The organism is Paracnuella aquatica, from assembly GCF_003332885.2.
Lineage (GTDB): Bacteria > Bacteroidota > Bacteroidia > Chitinophagales > Chitinophagaceae > Flavisolibacter > Flavisolibacter aquaticus.
On the sequence record NZ_QOWJ01000007.1, the window covers coordinates 224,759 to 245,348 of the forward strand.

At 51.1% G+C, this 20,590-nt stretch carries 14 protein-coding genes; 11 read left to right on the forward strand and 3 right to left on the reverse strand.

The features are described from left to right. The first annotated feature begins 2 nt into the window (after positions 1-2). The 7 genes from murG (at position 3) to DRJ53_RS12320 (ending at position 14,949) form a co-directional block, all read left to right on the forward strand. Positions 3-1,160: an undecaprenyldiphospho-muramoylpentapeptide beta-N-acetylglucosaminyltransferase gene (gene murG / locus DRJ53_RS12290; RefSeq protein WP_114235923.1), complete on the forward strand. Its 1,158-nt coding sequence runs from the start codon at positions 3-5 to the stop codon at positions 1,158-1,160. 76 nt (positions 1,161-1,236) lie between these two features. Further along, on the forward strand, positions 1,237-2,676 hold the full coding sequence (gene murC / locus DRJ53_RS12295; RefSeq protein ID WP_114235924.1) for a UDP-N-acetylmuramate--L-alanine ligase: 1,440 nt from the start codon (positions 1,237-1,239) through the stop codon (positions 2,674-2,676). Between the two features lie 84 nt (positions 2,677-2,760). Further along, entirely contained in the window at positions 2,761-3,864 is a 1,104-nt protein-coding gene (locus tag DRJ53_RS12300) for a cell division protein FtsQ/DivIB (protein ID WP_114235925.1), read from the forward strand. Positions 3,865-4,004: 140 nt separating this feature from the next. Next, positions 4,005-5,375: a cell division protein FtsA gene (gene ftsA / locus DRJ53_RS12305; protein ID WP_114235926.1), complete on the forward strand. Its 1,371-nt coding sequence runs from the start codon at positions 4,005-4,007 to the stop codon at positions 5,373-5,375. A gap of 153 nt (positions 5,376-5,528) precedes the next feature. Continuing rightward, positions 5,529-7,466, forward strand: coding sequence for a cell division protein FtsZ (gene ftsZ / locus DRJ53_RS12310; RefSeq protein WP_114235927.1), 1,938 nt, complete (start codon positions 5,529-5,531; stop codon positions 7,464-7,466). Between the two features lie 388 nt (positions 7,467-7,854). Continuing rightward, on the forward strand, positions 7,855-8,184 hold the full coding sequence (locus DRJ53_RS12315) for a hypothetical protein (RefSeq protein WP_114235928.1): 330 nt from the start codon (positions 7,855-7,857) through the stop codon (positions 8,182-8,184). Positions 8,185-8,850: 666 nt separating this feature from the next. Beyond that, the gene (locus DRJ53_RS12320; protein WP_123893538.1) at positions 8,851-14,949 is read left to right on the forward strand and encodes a PAS domain S-box protein; all 6,099 of its coding nucleotides are present in this window, start codon (positions 8,851-8,853) and stop codon (positions 14,947-14,949) included. 491 nt (positions 14,950-15,440) lie between these two features. Here DRJ53_RS12320 and DRJ53_RS12325 read toward each other — a convergent pair whose 3' ends face one another. Beyond that, the gene (locus DRJ53_RS12325) at positions 15,441-15,959 is read right to left on the reverse strand and encodes a hypothetical protein (protein ID WP_175580749.1); all 519 of its coding nucleotides are present in this window, start codon (positions 15,957-15,959) and stop codon (positions 15,441-15,443) included. Positions 15,960-16,253: 294 nt separating this feature from the next. On the opposite strand from DRJ53_RS12325, the gene DRJ53_RS12330 reads away from it, so the two are divergent. Next, complete coding sequence (locus DRJ53_RS12330) at positions 16,254-17,186, forward strand: TIGR01777 family oxidoreductase (protein ID WP_114235930.1); 933 nt, start codon at positions 16,254-16,256, stop codon at positions 17,184-17,186. Positions 17,187-17,220: 34 nt separating this feature from the next. On the opposite strand, the gene DRJ53_RS12335 is transcribed toward DRJ53_RS12330, so the two are convergent. Further along, the gene (locus tag DRJ53_RS12335) at positions 17,221-17,400 is read right to left on the reverse strand and encodes a hypothetical protein (RefSeq protein ID WP_114235931.1); all 180 of its coding nucleotides are present in this window, start codon (positions 17,398-17,400) and stop codon (positions 17,221-17,223) included. Positions 17,401-17,622: 222 nt separating this feature from the next. Between DRJ53_RS12335 and DRJ53_RS12340 the strand changes: the two genes are divergently transcribed. Then, positions 17,623-19,038, forward strand: coding sequence for a S8 family serine peptidase (locus DRJ53_RS12340; RefSeq protein WP_114235932.1), 1,416 nt, complete (start codon positions 17,623-17,625; stop codon positions 19,036-19,038). Between the two features lie 62 nt (positions 19,039-19,100). After that, the gene (locus tag DRJ53_RS12345) at positions 19,101-19,346 is read left to right on the forward strand and encodes a hypothetical protein (RefSeq protein ID WP_114235933.1); all 246 of its coding nucleotides are present in this window, start codon (positions 19,101-19,103) and stop codon (positions 19,344-19,346) included. Between the two features lie 21 nt (positions 19,347-19,367). On the opposite strand, the gene DRJ53_RS12350 is transcribed toward DRJ53_RS12345, so the two are convergent. Beyond that, positions 19,368-20,048, reverse strand: a complete 681-nt coding sequence (locus DRJ53_RS12350; RefSeq protein ID WP_114235963.1) for a peptidase M10 — start codon at positions 20,046-20,048, stop codon at positions 19,368-19,370. Between the two features lie 77 nt (positions 20,049-20,125). Here DRJ53_RS12350 and DRJ53_RS12355 point away from each other — a divergent pair, with 77 nt between their 5' ends. Then, entirely contained in the window at positions 20,126-20,563 is a 438-nt protein-coding gene (locus DRJ53_RS12355) for a hypothetical protein (protein WP_114235934.1), read from the forward strand. Positions 20,564-20,590: the final 27 nt, after the last annotated feature.

Below are 20,590 nucleotides of genomic sequence, written 5' to 3' on the forward strand. Positions count from 1 at the left end.
ATATGTCCGCAAATAACATGACCGTAACACCTGCCGCCATTAGCGGCAAGGATGCGTTGCGCGTCATCATTGCGGGCGGCGGCACCGGTGGCCATATTTTTCCGGCCATTGCAATTGCACATGCGTTAAAAAAACAGCATCCGGCCACCAATATTTTGTTTGTGGGTGCCAATGGCAAAATGGAAATGGAAAAGGTGCCGCAGGCCGGTTTTGCTATTCGCGGAATCGACATTGCGGGCTTCAACCGCAGCTCTTTATTAAAAAATATTGCGCTGCCGTATAAATTATTAAAAAGCTTTTGGCAGGTAAGGTCAATTGTACGCAATTTTGCGCCCCATTTGGTTGTGGGTGTGGGTGGATATTCTTCGTTTCCGGTGTTGCGTTTGGCACAGGCAAAGGGCATCCCCACCTTTATTCATGAGTCCAATTCTTTTGCCGGCAAATCGAACATGCTGTTGGGCAAAGGCGCAACAAAAATATTTGTAGCCAGTGGCGGTATGGAAAAATTTTTCCCTGCTGAAAAACTGCAGGTTACCGGTAACCCGGTACGTGCCAGCATCGCCGGCCGTGTTATTGAACAGGAAGATGCGCTACAGTTCTTTGGATTAAGTGCGGGTAAAAAAACGGTACTGATTATTGGCGGTAGCCTGGGTGCCAAAAGCATCAACGAAGCCATCGATGCACACCTGGACGAACTGATTGCAGCAGGCTTGCAAGTGATCTGGCAAACGGGTAAGCAGTATTCCGCAAAAGGTGCGCAGCGTGCTGCAGGTAAAGAAGGCATTTGGGTGGGCGATTTTATCACGCAAATGGAGCAGGCTTATGCTGCTGCCGATGTAGTGATATCCCGCGCAGGAGCCATGGCCATTGCCGAACTGGCCCTGCTGGGAAAGCCAACGGTTTTTGTGCCGTATCCGTTCGCCGCCGAAGATCACCAAACTGCCAATGCCCGTTACCTGGTGGAGCACCATGCAGCGGTGATGATCAAAGACAGTGAAGCAATTGAAAAGGTAGTGCCGGCGATCATTGCATTGGCGCAAAACGAAGCGGAGCAAAAAGCGCTATCGCAAAACATAAAAAGGGAAGGCGTTCGCAACGCCGACGAAATAATTGCAGCAGCCATACTGGAAACAGTAAAAGGCGCTGTTGCACGGGTTTAATCAATAGGGCACTTGCAAAATTTGCAGGTGTTGGGGTAAATAAAATAATCCTGGAAAGGAGCAAAGAATTGTAAGCATGACGGCAACGGGCAGCAACATAAATGAGGCAGTGGAAGCAGCAAAAGCCGGCGGTGGGGTATACTTCATCGGCATCGGCGGCATTGGTATGAGTGCCCTTGCCCGCTACTTCCATGCACAGGGCGCCCGGGTTAGCGGTTATGATAAAACACCCACCACCCTTACCAGTGAGTTGGAAAAGAGCGGCATCGCCATTCATTACATAGATGATGTGACGCTGGCGCCAAAAGATGCTGCACTGGTAGTGTACACACCTGCCGTTCCAAAAGACCACAGCGAGCTCCTGTTTTTCCAGGCCAATAATTACCCGGTTGCCAAACGCAGCGATGTGCTCGGTGCCATCACCAACGGCGTATTCAACATTTGCGTTGGCGGCACGCATGGCAAAACCACTACCAGCACAATGGTAGCGCATATACTGCGGCACACCGGTTATGGCTGCAATGCGTTTTTAGGCGGCATTGCCACCAACTACGGCACCAATTTCTGGAGCAGCGAACGGGATGTGTGTGTGGTGGAAGCAGACGAATACGACCGCAGTTTTTTAAAGTTGTCGCCGGATGTAGCTGTAGTAACAGCTATGGATGCCGACCACCTGGATATATATGGCACCGAAGAGGCGCTGCAGGATGCTTTTGTGCAGTTTGCACAAGGGCTGAAAAAGGGCGGGCTGCTGCTGCACAAACATGGCCTGCGCCGCATGAGCGAAGTGGCAAGCGTTGCAACGGTGAGCTATAGCGGTAGCAACGATTTTGCCGATGCCTATGCAGCCAATATACAAATGCGCCAGGGCGGCTACCGCTTTGATGCCGTATTGCCCACCGGCAATATTGAAGGCTTTGAGCTCAACATCGGTGGCATGCACAACGTGGAGAATGCAATCGCTGCTATTGCCATTGCTGCACACCTGGAAATAGATGCGGACAAAATAAGGGCGGCGGTAAAAGATTTCAAAGGTGTTAAACGCCGTTTTGAATACATCATTGCACCACAGCAACGGGAGCAGGGTGGTTATGTGTACCCGGTGTTCATCGACGATTATGCGCACCACCCCGAAGAGTTGCAGGCCTTGTTGAAAAGTGCCAGAGCTTTGTTCCCCGGAAGAAAGATCACGGTGATTTTTCAGCCCCATCTTTTTTCGCGGACCAAAGATTTTGCCGCAGGCTTTGGCGAAAACCTTTCCATTGCCGATGAAGTGGTGCTGTTGCCCATTTACCCGGCAAGGGAACTGCCCATGGAGGGTGTGAGCAGCGATATGCTGTTGCGCCACATTTCACGGGAGCAAAAAACAGTAGTGCAGAAAGAAAGCCTGGTGCAGTGGATGGAACAATACGCAACTGGCATCAACAAAGAATTTGGCGAAGTGATCATTACGGCCGGCGCCGGCGATATAGAGACGCTGGTGCAGCCGATTAAAAAAGTGCTGGAAAGCGCATAAGAAAATTTGTGAATGGTCAATGGTGAATGGGCAATCTAGCAAACCCATATTCACCATTCACCACTCACCATTAACTTAACAAAGATGGCCTCAAAACGAACCATAAAACGCATTGTACTCACAATCCTTTGGGCTGCCATTACCGGCGGGGTCATTACCCTGTTGGTGGCGGCTAATGGCAGGGGGCAGCAGCGCCGTTGCGGTGCGGTACATATTACCGTTAATGGAATGGGAGAGCGCTATTTTATCAGCAAGGAAGATATTGGCAAACAGCTTTCCGAAAACGGCCAGTCGATGCTGAAAGGGCGCCTCATCGAAACAATCGACCTGGCGCAACTGGAAGAAGACCTGGAGCAAAATGCGTGGATCGCCGATGCGGAATTGTATTTCGATCGCGACGATGAACTGCATGTTGTGGTTAAAGAACGCCAGCCCATTGCGCGGGTGTTTGCCCGCAACGGCACTTCGTTTTACATCGACAGCGCCGGGGCAAGGTTGCCGCTGCTGTCGCACATCAGTGCCCGGGTGCCGGTTATTACCGGTTATCCTTCGGCAAAAAAAGCAGCAGGGCCCAAAGACAGTGCTGTTGTGAAAGATGTGCGCCGGATGGTGCAGTACATCAGCGGCCACGAGTTTTGGAGTGCACAGGTTGCGCAGATCGACATCATGCCCGACTGGACGCTGGAACTGTTACCAACAGTAGGCAACCACATCATTCGGTTGGGCAACGCCGAAAAGGTGGAAGAAAAACTGCACCGGCTGGAAGTGTTTTACAAAAAGGTGTTGAGCCAGGCAGGCTTTGATAAATACAGGGTGGTGGATGTGCAATATGCCGGGCAGGTGGTGGCCGTACAACGCGGCACCAATGCGGCGGTTGATTCGGTGCAGTTGCAAAAAAACATTGCAGCCCTGCTCAAATCCGACCAGATGATGCAGGCCCATGCCGCGGCGCAAACTGCAGCAGCGGAAGCTGCCGAGCCTGCAACCAGCAAGCCTGCAGCAGTGGTGAAAAAGGAGGCGGCACCAGTGGCAGCGACAAAAGCAAAGCCGAAAACGGCAGTAGCGCAGCCGGTGCGCAGCGCTGCTAAGAAGGAAGTAAAAAGTACGAGCAAAAAGGAACAGATCAATAAATCAAAAGGGGCGCAGCAGCCAAAAGCCGTGATGCCCCGGCGAACAGAACGGAATTAAAATTTCGTAAAACAAAAAAGGAACAACCCGGCGGAGCCGACCTGTACCAGGCCAAAGGTTACAGGATGGTGCCGCCACCAATCCAAGCTCTTGTAAAAACCAAACTTACTTAAACAACTAAAACAGCTAAAACACGGAACATGAACAACGAGCAACCGATTATTGTTGGCCTCGACATCGGAACCACCAAGATTGCTGTAATTGCCGGCCGGAAAAACGAGTTTGGAAAACTTGAGATTCTTGGCTTTGGCAGGGCGGCTTCGAACGGTGTAAAGCACGGCCAGGTGCTGAACATCGACGAAACGATCAAGGCGATCCGTACCGCATTGGACAACTGTTATGCATCGAACCCTAACCTTGAAGTAAACGAGGTGTACGTGGGTATTGCCGGCCACCACATCAAAAGCCTGCAAACCCGCGGCGACATTGTGCGCCACGACACCGACAATGAAATTTCGCAACGGGAAATTGACCAGCTGATTGCTGATCAGTACAAGACGTACATTCCTGCAGGCGACCAGATCATTGATGTGATCCCGCAGGAATTTACGGTGGACAATTTCCAGAACATTGCCGACCCGATTGGTTACAGCGGTGTAAAAGTGGGCGCCAATTTTCACATCATCACCGGCGATAAAAACGCCATCCGCAACATCAACCGTGCGGTGGAAAAAGCAGCCCTTATTACCAAAGACCTGGTACTGCAGCCCTTGGCTTCGGCTGCAGCCGTAATGGCCGAAGAAGACCTGGAAGCAGGCGTGGCCATCGTGGACATTGGTGGCGGCACCACCGATCTGGCCGTGTTTTATGAAGGCATTTTGAAACACACTGCTGTTATTCCGTTTGCCGGCGAAAACATTACCAACGACATCAAAACCGGCTTGGGCGTGTTGAAAGCACAGGCCGAGCAAATGAAGGTACAGTTTGGCTCGTCGCTGGCCAACGAGGCCAAGGCCAATGCATTCATCACTATTCCTGGTTTGCGCGGCATGCCTGCCAAGGAAATCAGCGTACGCAACCTGGCCAACATCATCCAGGCACGTATGAGTGAGATCCTGGACTTTGTAACGTATCACCTGAAACAAGTAGGTCTCGACAACAAGATGCTCAACGGCGGCATCATCCTTACCGGTGGTGGCTCGCAGCTCAAGCACCTGGTGCAACTTACCGAGTATGTTACCGGCCTCAACTGCCGCCTGGGTTTGCCCAACGAGCACCTGGCCGCTGGCCACATCGAGGAGTTGGCAAAACCAACTTATGCCACCTGCCTGGGCCTCATCCTGAAAGGCTACGACGACTACGAGCACAACCGCAAACAGTTTGCAACTGATTTCCGCAGGCTGGAAGTGCCGGAGTCGCTGATGGGCCAAATGGAGGAAGAGCCTGTTGAAGTAGGCGGAGCAAGCGCTGATCAAAAACGAAACGAAGGACCGAAAGGCCCCAGTATCTGGAGCAAGTTCAAGGACGGCCTGATCAACATTTTTAAGGAGGAAGAAGACCGCACCTTATAAACAGGCAGCGGTTTGGGTCTGAAGTTCTGTGGGGGCGTTGCGCAATAAATGCCCTCCCGGAACGATACACTATGAAATCAACAAACAGGAACAAGCCCATTCTTCATCACCCGAATTTTTTACCAGCCGCATGTGCGGTACAAACGATATTTTATGATCCATTTTGATTTGCCGAAAGAAAAATCATCCATCATCAAAGTGATTGGCATTGGTGGCGGCGGTTCCAACGCCGTGAACCACATGTACAGCCAGAATATTGAAGGCGTCAACTTTATTATTGCCAATACCGATGCACAGGCCATTGCCCTGAGCAATGTGCCCAATAAAGTGCAACTGGGGCCACACCTCACCCAGGGCTTAGGCGCCGGCGCCAACCCCGAAATTGGCCGCCAGGCAACCGAAGAAAGCCTGGAAGAACTCCGCAGCATGCTGGAGGTAAATACCAAGATGGCCTTTGTTACTGCCGGTATGGGCGGCGGCACTGGCACCGGTGGTGCACCCATCATTGCACAAATTTGCCGCGACCTGGGCATCCTCACCGTGGGCATTGTTACCACGCCTTTTGCTTACGAGGGCAAAAAGCGCCAGCTGCAGGCCGAAGAAGGCATTCAGCGACTGAAGCAATATGTAGATACCCTGCTGGTGATTTCCAACGATAAGTTGCGCCACCAGTTTGGCAACCTTAAAATGCGCGAAGCCTTTGCCAAAGCCGATAACGTGCTGGCAACGGCTGCAAAATGTATCACCGATGTGATCAACAGCACCGGCCAGATCAACGTCGATTTTGCCGACGTATGCACCGTAATGCGCAACGGCGGCGTGGCCATTTTGGGCAACGCAGCCTGCAACGGCGACAACCGTGCACAGCGTGCCATTGAAGAGGCGCTTAACTCGCCACTGCTCAACGACAACGATATCCGTGGCGCCAAATGGATCCTCATCAACATCAACTCGGCCGAAGGCGAGCACGAGTTCACCATGGATGAAGTGGACATTATTCAAAACTACCTGCTCACACAGGCCGGCGAAAACTCGGATGTGATCCTGGGTATGGGGTACGACAATACGCTGGGCGACAAGCTGAGCATCACGCTGATTGCTACCGGTTTTGAGTTCCACGATCCGTTCTCCCGCCTGTCTTCGTCTGTGCAGGCACAAATGCCGGAGCAGCCCAGGCAGCCGGAAAAAATTGTAATGACCCTCGACACTGGCATGCCCGAAGAAAAAAAGCCCGAGCCTGTTGCCGTAGCGCCAATCGATCCGCTGGCACCAACCCTGGTGGAAGAGGATGAGCCCGTGGCACCAACGGTGCAGCCCCGCGTGGTGGTGCAATCGCCCAGCGTGCAGCAGCCTGCGCAGGTGCGTACCGTGCAGCCCGCACAGCCGGTGGCACCCAAGCCCGTGCAGGAGGACACCCCGGTACACATGCAACTGAAGTTTAAAGAAGAAACCCCTGCCGCACCTGCCGCCGACCCCGAACAACTGGAGTGGGAGCAAAGAAAAAAAGCGCTGGATGAAAAATTTGCGCAATTACATCGTACTATTGTAGCCCAATCTAATACACCGCTGCAAAACCAAAACAATAACCCGGCGTCTGCAGCGTCCGGAGGTTATCTGGCCAGACCATCCAATATTTACGCAGACAAAAAAGGGGAGGTATCCACTTCCCGACCTGCCGAAGAACCGGTTGCGAAACCCGTTGCAAAAATTGAAGAGGAAGAAAACTTCCCGATGCAATTGGTGATTCGTAATAATATTCCGGCGGCGGATGAGCCGAGAGCCCACCAGACTCCACCACCACAACCACCTAAGGCCGAGGACCCTGCCATGCAGGACGTGGCCGAAGAACAAAAACGCCGGGCAGCCGAACGACTACAGAAATTGCGCAACCTGTCGTTCAATGTAAATGCGGCTGACCCGAATAACGAGTTTGAAACAGTGCCGGCTTACATCCGCCGCAATATGGAATTATCCCCCAACACCGCATCGGTGGAAAATTTCTATTCTAACTATTCGGTAAAGCCCGATAGCACGGGCAACAGCCAAATTTCAACCATCAATTCATTTTTAGACGGTAAAAAACCGGATTAAGGATTTTGGATGTACGATTTACGATTGGTACCTGCGTTTGCAGGAAAACCCAATCGTAAATCCGAAATCCGAAATCGTATATCGTTTCACCTCTGTTCCTTAAAAGCCTGAATGGCTTCTGTTTTTAGTTGTTCCCCCACTGTTTCCAGTGGGGGTTTTTGTTGGGTAAAATGCAACGGCTGCGGCCGTGTTTCGAACTGCACTGTATTATTTATTGGACAAATAACCACTGACCTAAGCCACAATCCGGCCCATCTTTATCTCCTTCTTTGTTTAATCGGGCATATTTAAAAACGCCTTACCACTTTTTACCCAACACTTTGTCGAAAATAGCAGCGCTTATCCACAGCAAAAATTTGACATTGCAGATTGCCCAGTGCTTTAATGTGTGGGTATTTTGGCCATGGATGGCGGCCGCGATGTTGCTACCTTGGAAGTAGTCAATGAAGTTGTGATGGCAAGAGTCTTTAGCATCGACATTCCTTTTCGCGACAAAATGTACATCGCGCTGGTTAGCGTTACCGAGCGGGGGCACGACCTGCATTGCACGGTACGGTATATCGATAAAGGATTGAAGTATATTTTGTCGGGCGACAAGCTGGTATTTACCCTGCAGCAAGGATTGAAGGACCCCCAACATTTACCCAACGAGCTTGCGCAAAGCCTGGTGGAGTGCACCACCATTGCCATCGCAGATTATTTTCATCATCGGGCCTGAGTTTTTTAGTTACACCCATATGTTCTCTGTTCCATTTTCCCCTGCTTTTTAGCACGGGTTTTTGTTGGTAAAATAGCGACGCTTCAGCTTTTCGATATCTATACAACAGAAACTTCACTGTTCGTCTTATTGAAGGGCTTTTTCCGGTGTGCATAACCCAATCATATCGAAGCGTAGGCGTCGCCGCAAAAAGCTGGCAGGAGAATAGCACCCTATTAATTGCGGCATTTTTCCACACCTCTATTTATAGCCAGTAAGCAGAAAAACTATTGATTTACAAAGCGCTATATCATTCTTGCCAGTTGCCTCTTTTTTCCACAGACCCACTGGCACCAATGCGACATCATTTTTTCAAATAATGTGTGCAAATTTATAGTGGCCGTTAAGGGTGATTGATGGAAAATTGCGGTGTTGCTGCTTCCGAAGTTACAACTTCACTTAATTTCCGTTTTTGCCTTGCGGCTTGCAAACACTACACTTGCCATCATTAATAGCTATTCGTAACAGCGGAGGATCATTGTGCAGCAACAGTTGAAAAAAGCAACAACAGAAGTTTCAAAAAAGGGGCCAGGTAGCCTGACCATTTCTATTGCTGGCCGGCGCATTTTGCTACACGGATCCTGGAACTGGGAACTGCGTAGCGATGCTGTTTTTTGCAGCGATGTTATGTCCTTTCCACCCGATTTTGAAGGCACCAAAGGCATCATCCATCCCGAGGATAAACCCAGGGTTGTAGCTGCATTGGAACTGCTGCAAAATATGGGTGCAGATCAACTCGACTTTCGATTGATCACCACGTATGGGGAGATCAAAACCCTTTCGGGCCGCAACATTTACCTGGATTTGGAAAGCGAGTCGCCGGCTGATGATACAACCAACAACTCATGGGTTGCAGCCACCGATGAACTGGCTGGTAAAAAAGAAGCAGCCTTGCTGCGGTTGCGCCAGGCCCTATCCGAAACGGCTGAAAAGCAACAGGGCTCCGGCACCTGGTACATCAACAAAAGCACAGGCGAAACCTGGTTTTCCGATGGCGTGTTCCGCATTCATGGATTGGCGCCGCAAAGCCTCAATGCACATCCCAATACATTCAATTCTTTTATCCATGCCGATGACCGCGGCCCAGTGCTCGAGGCTTATGAACAGGCGTTTATCGAGGGCATTCCGCTGCATATCGAGTACCGCATTCTGCAGGCTGGTGGCGGTTTGCGTTATGTGCGCCAGCTCACGGGTTGGAGCTTTAACGAGCTGGGCCAGCAGATATTTAGCGGCGCCGTGGCCGATGTTACCGAACTGGTAGAGCTGGCCGGCGCAGCCGAAACCGCTGAAACCAATGTGCAGCTTCACCAGCAACTGGTGCAGTTTGCCGAACGGGAAGCCAATGCAGGTTACTGGTTCATGAACCTGGTGACCCGCAAAACGGTTTTTTCGCCCAATTACCAGCGCATGCACGGCATCAAAACGCCATATGTGCCGAGCCACAAAACCTTTTTCGACCTGGTGCACCCCGACGATGGCGAAAAAGTAGAGGCCTTGGTTCAAACGGTGTACAGCCAGCAATTACTGACCGAAACAGAATACCGCATAATCAGGCCAGATGGCCGGCAGCGCTACCTGCGGCTTACTGGCAAACTGTATGCAAACCGGGGCAGCGAGCCCATCATGATGGGTGTTGTTACCGATGTAACAGCCATAAAAACGTTGGAAAAAAACATACAGGAACTAGGCGAAACCATTTCGCTGCAAAACATAACCACCGAAGCTGCCGAACAAATTGCAGCCATCAGTTCGGTCGTCTTTTTTCCTAATGGCAGCATGTACTGGAGCGAAGGTTTTTACCGCCTGTTGGGATATAAGCCGCGGTCGGTAGAGCCACTTTTAATTAACTGGCAAAAAACGGTGCACCCCGAAGATGTCAAATTATTTGGCGAAGCCATTGCGTTGGCGCAGCAGCAACAAGCTGGAGACGAGCTGGTGTTCCGGGTGCTCAGCAAGGCCGGGCTGCGGCAGTTGCGGCTTTCTTTCCGCCAGGTGCTGCAAGACGGTCGCAGCACCATAGTGGGCATTGTTCAGGATATTACCGCCCAAAAGGCGTTACAGCAACAGGCAGCCGGAAGCGAACGATATGCAGCACTGCTCGAAGATGTAAGCCAGGATCTTTTAGTACTCACCAACACCGAAAACACCATCATCAGTTGGAACACTGCGGCCGAGGCCAAAACCGGCATCCGCCGGGCCGATGCGCTGAACAACAACCTGTTCGATGTTTTTCCAACCTTGCGCACCGAAGCATTTGTGGCTGCGCTGCAGCAGGTATTTGCCGGAGGCGAAATGTCGGTGGCGCAAACCCGCAATGCCTATCTGTCCAAATCGCACAGCTACCAACTCGTTCCATTTAGAGATGAAGCGGGCGCCCTGCAGGGTGTGTTGCACGTGGTACGTGATATTTCCAGGGAAATAGAAATGCAACAGCAGCTCCGCGAACGGCTGGCATTTATCGAAAACCTGCTCGATGCGACCGTTGACCGCATTGTGGTGCTCGACCGCGACATGAACTACCTGTACTGGAACCCCAAAGCCGAAGAATACTACGGTATGAGCAAGCAACGGGTTTTGGCTAAAAACATTTTGGAGGTTTTTCCTGCTTTCCGCAACGATCCGGGCTACCCCGAATTTCGACAGGCGTTAAAAGGTGAAACGGTGTACCTCCCTGCTCATGCGCAGGGCGGCGAGTATTACGAAACTTACCTTATTCCAATAAAAGATGATGCTGGCGTAAACGCGGTGCTTTGGATTGTGCACGACCTGGGCAGCGAACTGAAACTACAGCAGGAGCGGGAAAACAGCCTGCGCATTTTGCAGGAACAACACCGCCGCCTCAACGAAGCACAGAGCATTGGTAAAGTGGGCAGTTTTGAATGGACCGTTGGCGCCGAGTTGACACATTGGAGCGACGAGCTGTACCGCATCAATGGCCTTGAACCGGGCAGCGAAGAAATTACTTTGGATAAGGTGGACCGGTTTGTTCACCCCGATGATGATGCAGCGTTACAAGCACTAAAAAAACAATCGCTACAACAACCAGGCGATTATAAAATGACCCACCGCATTGTGCGCCGCGATGGCCAGTTGCGCTGGATCAACCACGAGTGGGAAAGCATAGCCAACGAGCGGGGCGAAGTGGTGCGGGTAACCGGCATTGTGCAGGATATTACCGAACAGCAAATGGCTGAAGCGCAGCTTCGGGAACGTACCCACTATCTCCGGCGCATTCAGGAAACCGTTCCTGACATGATCAGCATTACAGAACTAGCAACCAGAAAGTATACTTACCTCAATTCCGAGGCCTTTTTTGCCGACGGATTTAATACGGAAAGGCTCAACACTAAAAGTGCTGAAGAACTGGCTGCGATCCTTCATCCAGAAGACCGGCAAACTGTTGCAGCTTATTTTCAAAAACTATCCTGCGCATCTGACGATGAGGTTCTAACTGCGGAATACAGGGCAAAAGACGATGCGGGCCAATGGAAATCTTTTTTTGTAAGAGGGCGTGTATTTCAGCGTGATGCATCTGGTGTTGTAACCCATGTCCTGAATGTTATTGAAAATATTACGGAAAGAAAAAGATCTGAAAATGAAATCAGGGCCAGCCGTGAACTGCTGAAAGCCACCATCGATAGTTCGCTGGATATGATACAGGTATTTGAGGCGGTGCGTGATGAATCAGGCGCAATCGTTGACTTTAAGTATACGCTGCTGAACGAAGCCGCAGAAAAATGGATGCCCGATCCCATTGGCAAAAGCTTATTGGCGCTACAGCCCGGCGTTGTGGAAGAAGGCATTTTTGATGCCTTTAAACAAGTGGTAGAAACCGGCACGCCCCAGCACTACGAAAAGCATTACCAGCACGAGCAGTTCGATGGCTGGTTTTACCAATCGGTGGTCAAATTGCATGATGGCGTAGCCACCACTACAACGGATATCACTAGCCGAAAAATAGCGGAGCAAAGCCTTGAAAAAACAACGCGGTTGCTGGATACGATTATTAATAGTTCGTTGTACACCATTCAGTATTTGCGTGCGGTGCGGGATGATGCGGGCCAGATCATCGACTTTGAATGGGCAATGAACAACAAAAAGGCGATTGAACAAAACGGAGATGTTTTGGGCAAACGCCTGTTGCAGCACAACCCCGGTGTGGTGCAATCGGGTTTGTTCGACAAGTTTGTTGCCGTTACCGAAACCGGTGTGCCCACCGACCACGAAGTGTATTACCACCACGAACAGTTCAATGGCTGGTTCCACCAAATGCTGGTTAAAGTGGGCGATGGATTTGTGATGAACACCGAAGACATCACAGGCCGCAAGCAGGCCGAACAGGAAGTGCTGCGCCTCAAAGACCTGGTGGCGCAAAAAGCAACCGATAAATATTATTCGCTGTTCAACACCATGCAAAGTGGGCTTTCCATTTTGGAACTGATTTACGACGATGCAGGAAAGCCCTCAGACTTGCGTTGGGTGGAAGTAAACCCGGCGTTCGAAAAAATAATCGGGTTGAAAGGTGTGGAAGGCCGGCGCACCAGCGAGTTTGTTGCTACCGAACAATACTGGCTCGACGTGTACGACCGGGTCATCAAAACCGGCGAATCCATCGAATATGAAAACTACCATGCCGATTTAAACCAATGGTTTCGTACACATACTTCGAGAGTTGGTGGCCCGGAAAGCAATACCGTAGTCAACTTGTTTGAAGATGTGACCGAACGTAAAAAATCAGAGGCGCAACTACAAGAGTTTACACGCTTGCTGGAACAGCAAGTGGCTGAGCGAACCAACGAACTGGAACGCAGCCGCGGTGCACTGGAACAAACGGTGGCTGTATTGCAACAAGCCGAAGAACTGGCGCAAATTGGCAGTTGGGAATACAATAGCGGCAACGCAGCATTTACCTGTAGCGAAGGCATGTACCGCTTGCTGGAGAAAACTCCGGGTGAAGTATTGCACCCTGATGTTTACCTAAAATATGCCACCGATGATTCTAAAGCCACTGCCGAAAAAGTGGTGCGCCTTATCAAAGAAACGCAGTCTCCATTCGAAGAAACCCTGCACCTGCAGGTAAACGGCGTTGAAAAAATTGTCCGGGTAAAAGCAAACGTAACCGGCGAGAACGACGGCGAGTTGCGGAAAATGATTGGTGTCAACCTCGATGTTACCAACATCAGCACCGCCGAAGAAAAGATCAGGGAAAGCCAGAACCTGTTGCGCCAAACTACGCTGGCTTCGCCGGATGCCATCACCTTGTACGACCTGGAGTTGCGCCAGCCGGTGTACCTCAACGATCGCCTGCCCATGTGGTTGGGCTATTCAGGCCAGCAGCTGGCGGAAATGTCTTTTGAGCAGCGGCTGCAGCTCATTCATCCCGATGACCAGGAAGCATTGCTGGCCTTCAATGCAGGCTTGCGCATAGCTGATGGCAACGGCGTGCAAAAAATCGACTACCGGCTGCTCACCGGCGATGGTACATACATGTGGATTCGCAACCGTTCCCGCCCGTTTACCCGCAACCAGCAAAACAAGCCACGCTATGTGCTGAGCGTGCTGCAGGATATTTCGCAGGAAATGGAACTGCGCCGGCAACTGGTGGAGCGTACCAGCTACACCGAGTCGCTGGTTGATTCGAGCATAGACCGCATATGTGTGTACGACCGCAACTATGCCATCCTTGCATGGAACCGCCGGTTTGAGGAATTGGTGGGTGTAAGCAAAGAAGAAGCGCTGGGCAAAAATTTTAAAACACTATTCCCGAGGCTTTTTGAAAATAAAACTCTGGGTGGCGCCATGGAGCAGGCTTTTAGCGGCGAGCTGGTGCACCTGCCGCCACACAAGGCAGCTTATGCCAAAGGCTACCACGAACGTTTTTATATACCGCTAAAAGACGGGCAGGGCGAAACTTATGCAGTGATGTTGGTGGTGCATGATGTGACCGAAACGGTGATGCAGCAAATGGCGCTGAAAGAGCTGAACCAAACGCTGGAAAAACAAAACCGCGACTTGGAAGCCAAGAATGAGGAGATCATTTCTTTTGCCTTTGTGGCCAGCCACGACCTGAAAGAGCCGGTGCGCAAACTGCACAATTTTACCGATCTGATGGCGCAAAAAGAAGGGGCCAATCTTTCCAAAGAAGGCAAAGACCTGTTGCAGCGCATGGACGCTTCGGTAAGACAACTCGATATTTTGCTGGCCGATATTTTGGAACTAACCCGCATTGGCGCAGATAACAAAGGCTTTGCCCAAACCGACCTGAATAAAATGGTGGCCAAAACACTGGCCGACCTCCATGAAGAGGTGGCACGATCTGGTGCTACGGTTTTGTATAGCGGTTTGCCAACAATAAGGGTTATTGAAAAACAGGTGTTTTATCTTTTTAAAAACCTGCTCATCAACGCCATTAAATTCCAGGAGCCGGGCAACCAACCGGTAATAAAGATCAGCGCCACCGAAGTAGCCGGAACAGAAGTGCCGGGCGGCGATGCAGGCAAAGCCTATCAATGCATTGCGGTGGCCGATAACGGTATTGGCTTTGAGTTGCAGTACAAGAAAAAAATCTTTCAAATGTTCCGGCGGCTGCACAATCGGCAGGCTTATGCGGGCACCGGCATCGGGCTCACCATTTGCCGCAGGGTAATGGACAACCACCAGGGCTTTATTGATGTTGCCACCGAACCGGGCAAGGGCGCTACATTTTATTGCTACTTCCCTGTATGATGTTGGCTGATACTTTGGGTAAATGTAGCGTGCAAAAAGACTAGGTTTAGTTGCAGGTAAAATACTTTGCGCCTGGCTTAAAAAAAAGCTGCCAGGCCAAAAGGCCCGGCAGGGATTTGTGTGTTAAGCGTGCATGTATACAATGGTTCAAATTCAATTTTGGTTGCAGGCCGGTGCAGGTGTCATTGATGTTTTGATGTTTGCTGAATAAACATCGCTACGCTATTTGCGGGAAAACCAAATACAAATAGAGCCCAATGTTCTTGCTCTATTCGGTCCACAATCACCTGCATTTTGACCTGCACTTTTTCAAATTACTTAGCTTTTTATCGTAGTTAAAAAGAAGATGTCCCCCTTTAAAATGAAGGTTTGTGGCAACAGCCCGGTTTTATCATTGTGGAAAACCTTGCCGCAAAAAACTGGCATAAAAAAAGGCAGCACCAATATGGCGTTGCCTTTTTTATACAGAAATAAAGTTCCGTTATCCTTTCTTATTGTGGGTACGTTACGCCGGCTTCCATGCCCAGCGAGTCGTGGTAGGGGTGGTGTTGGTACTTGTCTTTGTCCGTGTTCAACTTGTGCAGCCAATGCATGGCCGCGGCAGCAATAAGGCCACCGGCCAGGTACAGGCCAAATGTCATGCTTTGCGATGCTTTAGAACGGTGCGACGGTGTAGCTAACAGTCCCATGCGCTGCGGCACCAGCAATGCGCCCAGGCCGGCAGCCACACCCAGCGCGGCGCCACGGGCCCATGCATATTTCATGGTGCCGATGCCGGCAATGCTGTAATACAATGCATTGCTCACCAGATCGCCGGCGAGGGCCATACGATACAGCTTTTTAGGCGATGGCGGCAGCTTGCCATTTTCGGTAAATGCGCGGCCAATAGCTTCCATTCCCAACAGGTCCATGCGGGGCGCCTGCGGAACAATTTTTTTAACCGATTCGTGAATCAATGTGATGGCACAGGCCCCCAGGAGCCCGCCTCCAAGTGCTATAGTTGGTTTCATGTACAATCAATTTGTCGTTTATATAAAAAATCAGTGCCAGAGTTGGGAGGAGACGGAAGACGGAGGTCCGAAGACCGAAGACGATTTCGGATTTCGGATTTCGGATTTCGGATTTCGGATTTCGGAAAAATGAAACCCTAATAATATAAAGCATTGTGCTGGTATTGTCTTCTGAATGCAACTAAAATTCTTTCCCGTCTCTTCCGTCCCATCTTCCGTCTTCCGACCTCGGACTTCCGACTTCCCTCTCCTCCCTCTCGTCTTTTCCCCATCTTTGTTTGTTCATACTACCATATGGCTACAGTACTCATTACCGGCGGAACCGGGCTGATCGGAACGGCATTGACCGAAACACTGGTGCAAAAAGGCTACGATGTGATTGTGCTGACCCGCAGGTTGCCGGAAAAAGGTCAGGCGTACAATCCAAAAATCCGTTTTGCGCAATGGGATATTGCTGCCCAAACCATCGACACTGGAGCGGTGCAGGCCGCCGATTATATTGTGCACCTGGCCGGTGCCAATGTTGCCCAGGGCCGCTGGACGGAAGCCCGGAAAAAGGAAATCGTGTCCAGCCGGGTTCGTTCGGGGCAATTGCTGGTAAAAGCCCTGTCCGAAATACCCAATAAGGTGCAGGCTGTGGTTGCTTCCTCGGCTATTGGCTGGTACGGCCCCGATCCGCAAGTGCCCAACCCAAGGCCGTTTGTAGAAACCGATGGCGTGGACGGTGCGTTTTTAGGCCAAACCTGCAAGCAGTGGGAAGACAGCATAACGCCGGTGGCCACAATGGGCAAACGCCTGGTGATTTTTAGAACAGGGATTGTGCTGAGTAGGGAAGGCGGTGCCTATAAAGAATTTAAAAAACCGCTGCAGTTTGGCATCGCCGGCATTTTGGGTTCGGGTAAACAAGTAGTGAGCTGGATTCACATTGCCGACATTGTGGGCTTGTACGTAACGGCGCTGGAGCAGCAACAATGGCAAGGTGTGTACAACGCTGTGGCGCCCAACCCGGTGAGCAATAAAGAGCTGGTACTGGCCATGGCCGCTGCAAAAGATGGCATCGCCATCCCGGCACCGGTGCCAGAGTTTGCCTTAAAAATTGCCTTGGGCGAAATGAGCATCGAGGTGCTCAAAAGCGCTACCGTCAGCAGCGCCAAAGCCCAAAAGGAAGGGTACACGTTTATTTTCCCCGAAATTGGGGCTGCGACCAGAAACCTTGAAGGAAAATAAAACGGAAAAGAAAAGCGCTGAACAGGCGCTTTTTTTATGCTCTTTTCAATATCTGTAGTTCCGCTTCTTTCAATCCCAGCTGCATGTCTATTTCCGATATCATATCCGAAACGTCATCGGCGCTCATGCCATCAGGGTACAGGTTCAGGGTTTGTTTCATCGCAGAAAGGGCCGCCATCATGCCTATTTTTACCAGTTCATCTGCTCTTTCCATTACGCACATTTTTAGGTAAACAATAGGCTACAAAAGCCAAACTATGTGCCAGCAATAGGGAAGGCTTCCGGCTTGCATTTTCCATGAGTTTTTCACTCACGATCAACAGGTGCAGGCAAAGCAAAGCCCGGCTATTGCATTAGGTAAAAAACATATATACTTTGGCGTGTATGTTCCGGCCACCATACCGTTACGCCTATTCATTTACCTAAAAGCCTTGTTATGCCTACCAACAAGCCCAAACGCAACAGCAAAACTTCTGCTGCATCCAACACCAATAAATCAACCGGCCAGGCCGCCGCTTTAGGCGCTTCAGCTGCCGCGGCTTCTGTGGAAGACCTGCTCCTTGCCGCTATGGAGCGGGGCGGCGATACTATGGAAACCGGCCGCTACATTGTAACGTTTAAAGAAGGCGTTGAAAAGGAAGGCATTGAAACGCTGAGCAACGCCGGCATGCGGGTTGCGGATGCCCGGGATTTCAACGAGTCGGCCGTAATGCTCGAATCGGTTGGCGATGCCGACGCGGTGGTTTTCCCGGAAATCGGCGCGGCACTCATCAGCGGGCAAGCCGCGCAGGAGCGCCAAATGTCATCGGCTATGGAACTGGAAACCGACAGCGCTTACCAATCCGTTGACCCTGAATATTTTGTTTTTGCCGATGAAGTATACAGCGAAGTGCTGCGGGAATTGGGCACCACCACTACCGAAAAAAATGCCGGCGACTACCTGCGTGGATTTTTGGCGGCAGCCGAAGCCATTGCCAAGGACCTGGCCGCTGCACGCATGGAAAAAGCAGTAGAAGAAGCCGATGTGGATACGCAGGTGTTGGGCGCTACTTGGGGCTTGCGGGCCTGCCGGGTGCCTACCAGTCCGCGCAGTGGCGTGGGTATTAAATTAGCCGTGCTGGACACCGGCATGGACATCGGCCACCCCGATTTTGCAGGCCGCAATATAGCCGGCGTTTCGTTTGCGGGCGGCCAGCCCGTGCAGGACCTGAACGGCCACGGCACCCATTGCATTGGCACAGCCACTGGCCCGAAAGCGCCTGCAGGCACCACGCCGCGCTACGGCACAGGCTACCGCAGCCTTATTCGTGTGGGCAAAGTGTTGTCTAATTCCGGCTCGGGTACGCAGGCCGGTGTACTGGCCGGCATGAACTGGGCCATTGCCAACCGCTGCCCTGTCATTTCCATGTCATTGGGTTCGCAATCGCCGGTGCACCCTGCATATACGGCTGCCGGCCAAGCGGCGCTCAACAATGGTTGCCTCATCATCGCTGCTGCGGGCAATGCTTACCGGCAACAAACAGGCTCGCCAGCCAATTCGCCCACCATCATGTCGGTGGCATCACTCAACCCGAACCTCACGCCGTCTGATTTTTCCAATGCCGGTAAAATAGATATTGCCGGTCCCGGCCGCGACGTGTTTTCCACCTGGTTCCGGCCGAGAAAGTACCATACCATTTCTGGCACAAGCATGGCTACACCACATGTAGCCGGCTGCGCTGCGTTGTGGGCAGAAACCTCGCCCAACCTGAGAGGACTTCAATTGTGGCGCAAACTGCAGGCTACTGCCCGCAGGCTGCAATATGGGGGCAGCCTGGTAGGAGCGGGGTTGGTGCAGGCACCGCAGATTTAATTTCAATAACTTTAATCCCGCTGCGCTGCAGCGGGATTTTTATTTACAACCAATCAAAAGTTATGGCTGCCGATAAAAAAAACTGGATCGTGATTGCCTCCGGCGACCGGCCGCTGAATGAAATATCGGTCGAGTTGAGCGGCAAAGGTTTTAAAGTGGGGCAGGTGTTGGAAGCCATCGGGCAAATTACCGGGGAAAGCAGCGCCGAAGTTTCGAAGGATGAATTGCAGGTGGCTGGCGTTGCCGAAATTGTGCCAATGGGCGATCATATTCAACTGCCCGGTCCTGAAGAAGATTTAAGTTGGTGATGGGGCTGAAGCAGCATTTATTTATGCCATAGGCGATGCTTGCCCGCCGCCCGCCGTTCGGTGATCTTCATGGAATACATTAGTAAATTCACCTACTACTGCAAACCGGTTCTCGAACCGCAGCCGGTGCAGTTTCAATTGATGAACATCGCTGGTCAGCACACGCCGGTGCATGGGGTGCATGGTGCCGCCTTTCAGCCCTGCTGGCACCGCCGGGTCGTACTGAAATTCTGGATCTACTAAAGTGCCCCGCGGGTACATAATACCAGGCCGACCCAAACCCCGCAGATCGAGGTTGTGCGGGTGGTCGAGGCCAAGCGTGTGACCGTATTCATGCGCTGCAGTTGTTGAACCGGCATATAAATTTTCCAGTAAAAAATAACCGCTGTTGCAGCCCACGCCGTCTACAAAAGAAATGTTGCCCAGGATGAATGGCTCAATGCGGAAAAAATTGTTGCGCGGGTCTACATTTTGGTACACTTCCAAATCGCTGATGATTGGCTGAACCGAAGCTGTAATGCGAAAGTTTACCGTTATCAAATGATCCCTCCACTGTACTTGCGCTTTGGGTTCATTCCATAAGGTTTCCGTTTCTTCTCTTAGTTGCGCCGTAAGTTCGGGTGTGGCTGCACTGCCATAAAACACGAAATGTGAATGGATGATTAGTTGCTTATGCTCTGGTTGTAATTCTGCTGCACCCATACTGATTTTTTTCCGCAGGTAAAATTTCAAGTGTTTGCTACCAAGCCGGTCGTTTCATTTGCAGCAAACTACTGTTTATGATTAAATGTTCTTTGGCCGCCATCCTTGCGGCATTTGTATTGGCATCCTGTACCAAAAACCCGACCACCGAAACACTCATCGATGAAACGGTTACTAAAAAGGTGGTATACCAAATTTCGGCTGCAAAAGATTACACTGCACCTATCTACAACAACATGCAAACCGACCTCAAACTTACTGTGGGCGTGGCCAGCACTAAAACCGGCGACTACACTAAGTTGTGGGACACTACCATTGCCGGTCATTTGCGCAGCTTTCCGCAAAGCAATGAGCAAATAGAAATAGAAAAAACTTTTCAATTGGTGGAAAGCACCGAGCAACTGCAAGTGTCGTATTATATACGTTACAATGATAACGGACAGCTCGAACAGGTAGCCAGTTTTAAGCCGGTGGCAAAAGGCACAATGTTATTTCAGGAGCGCATCAGCCTGTAAAAAAATGACAAAGGCTGCACTAAAATG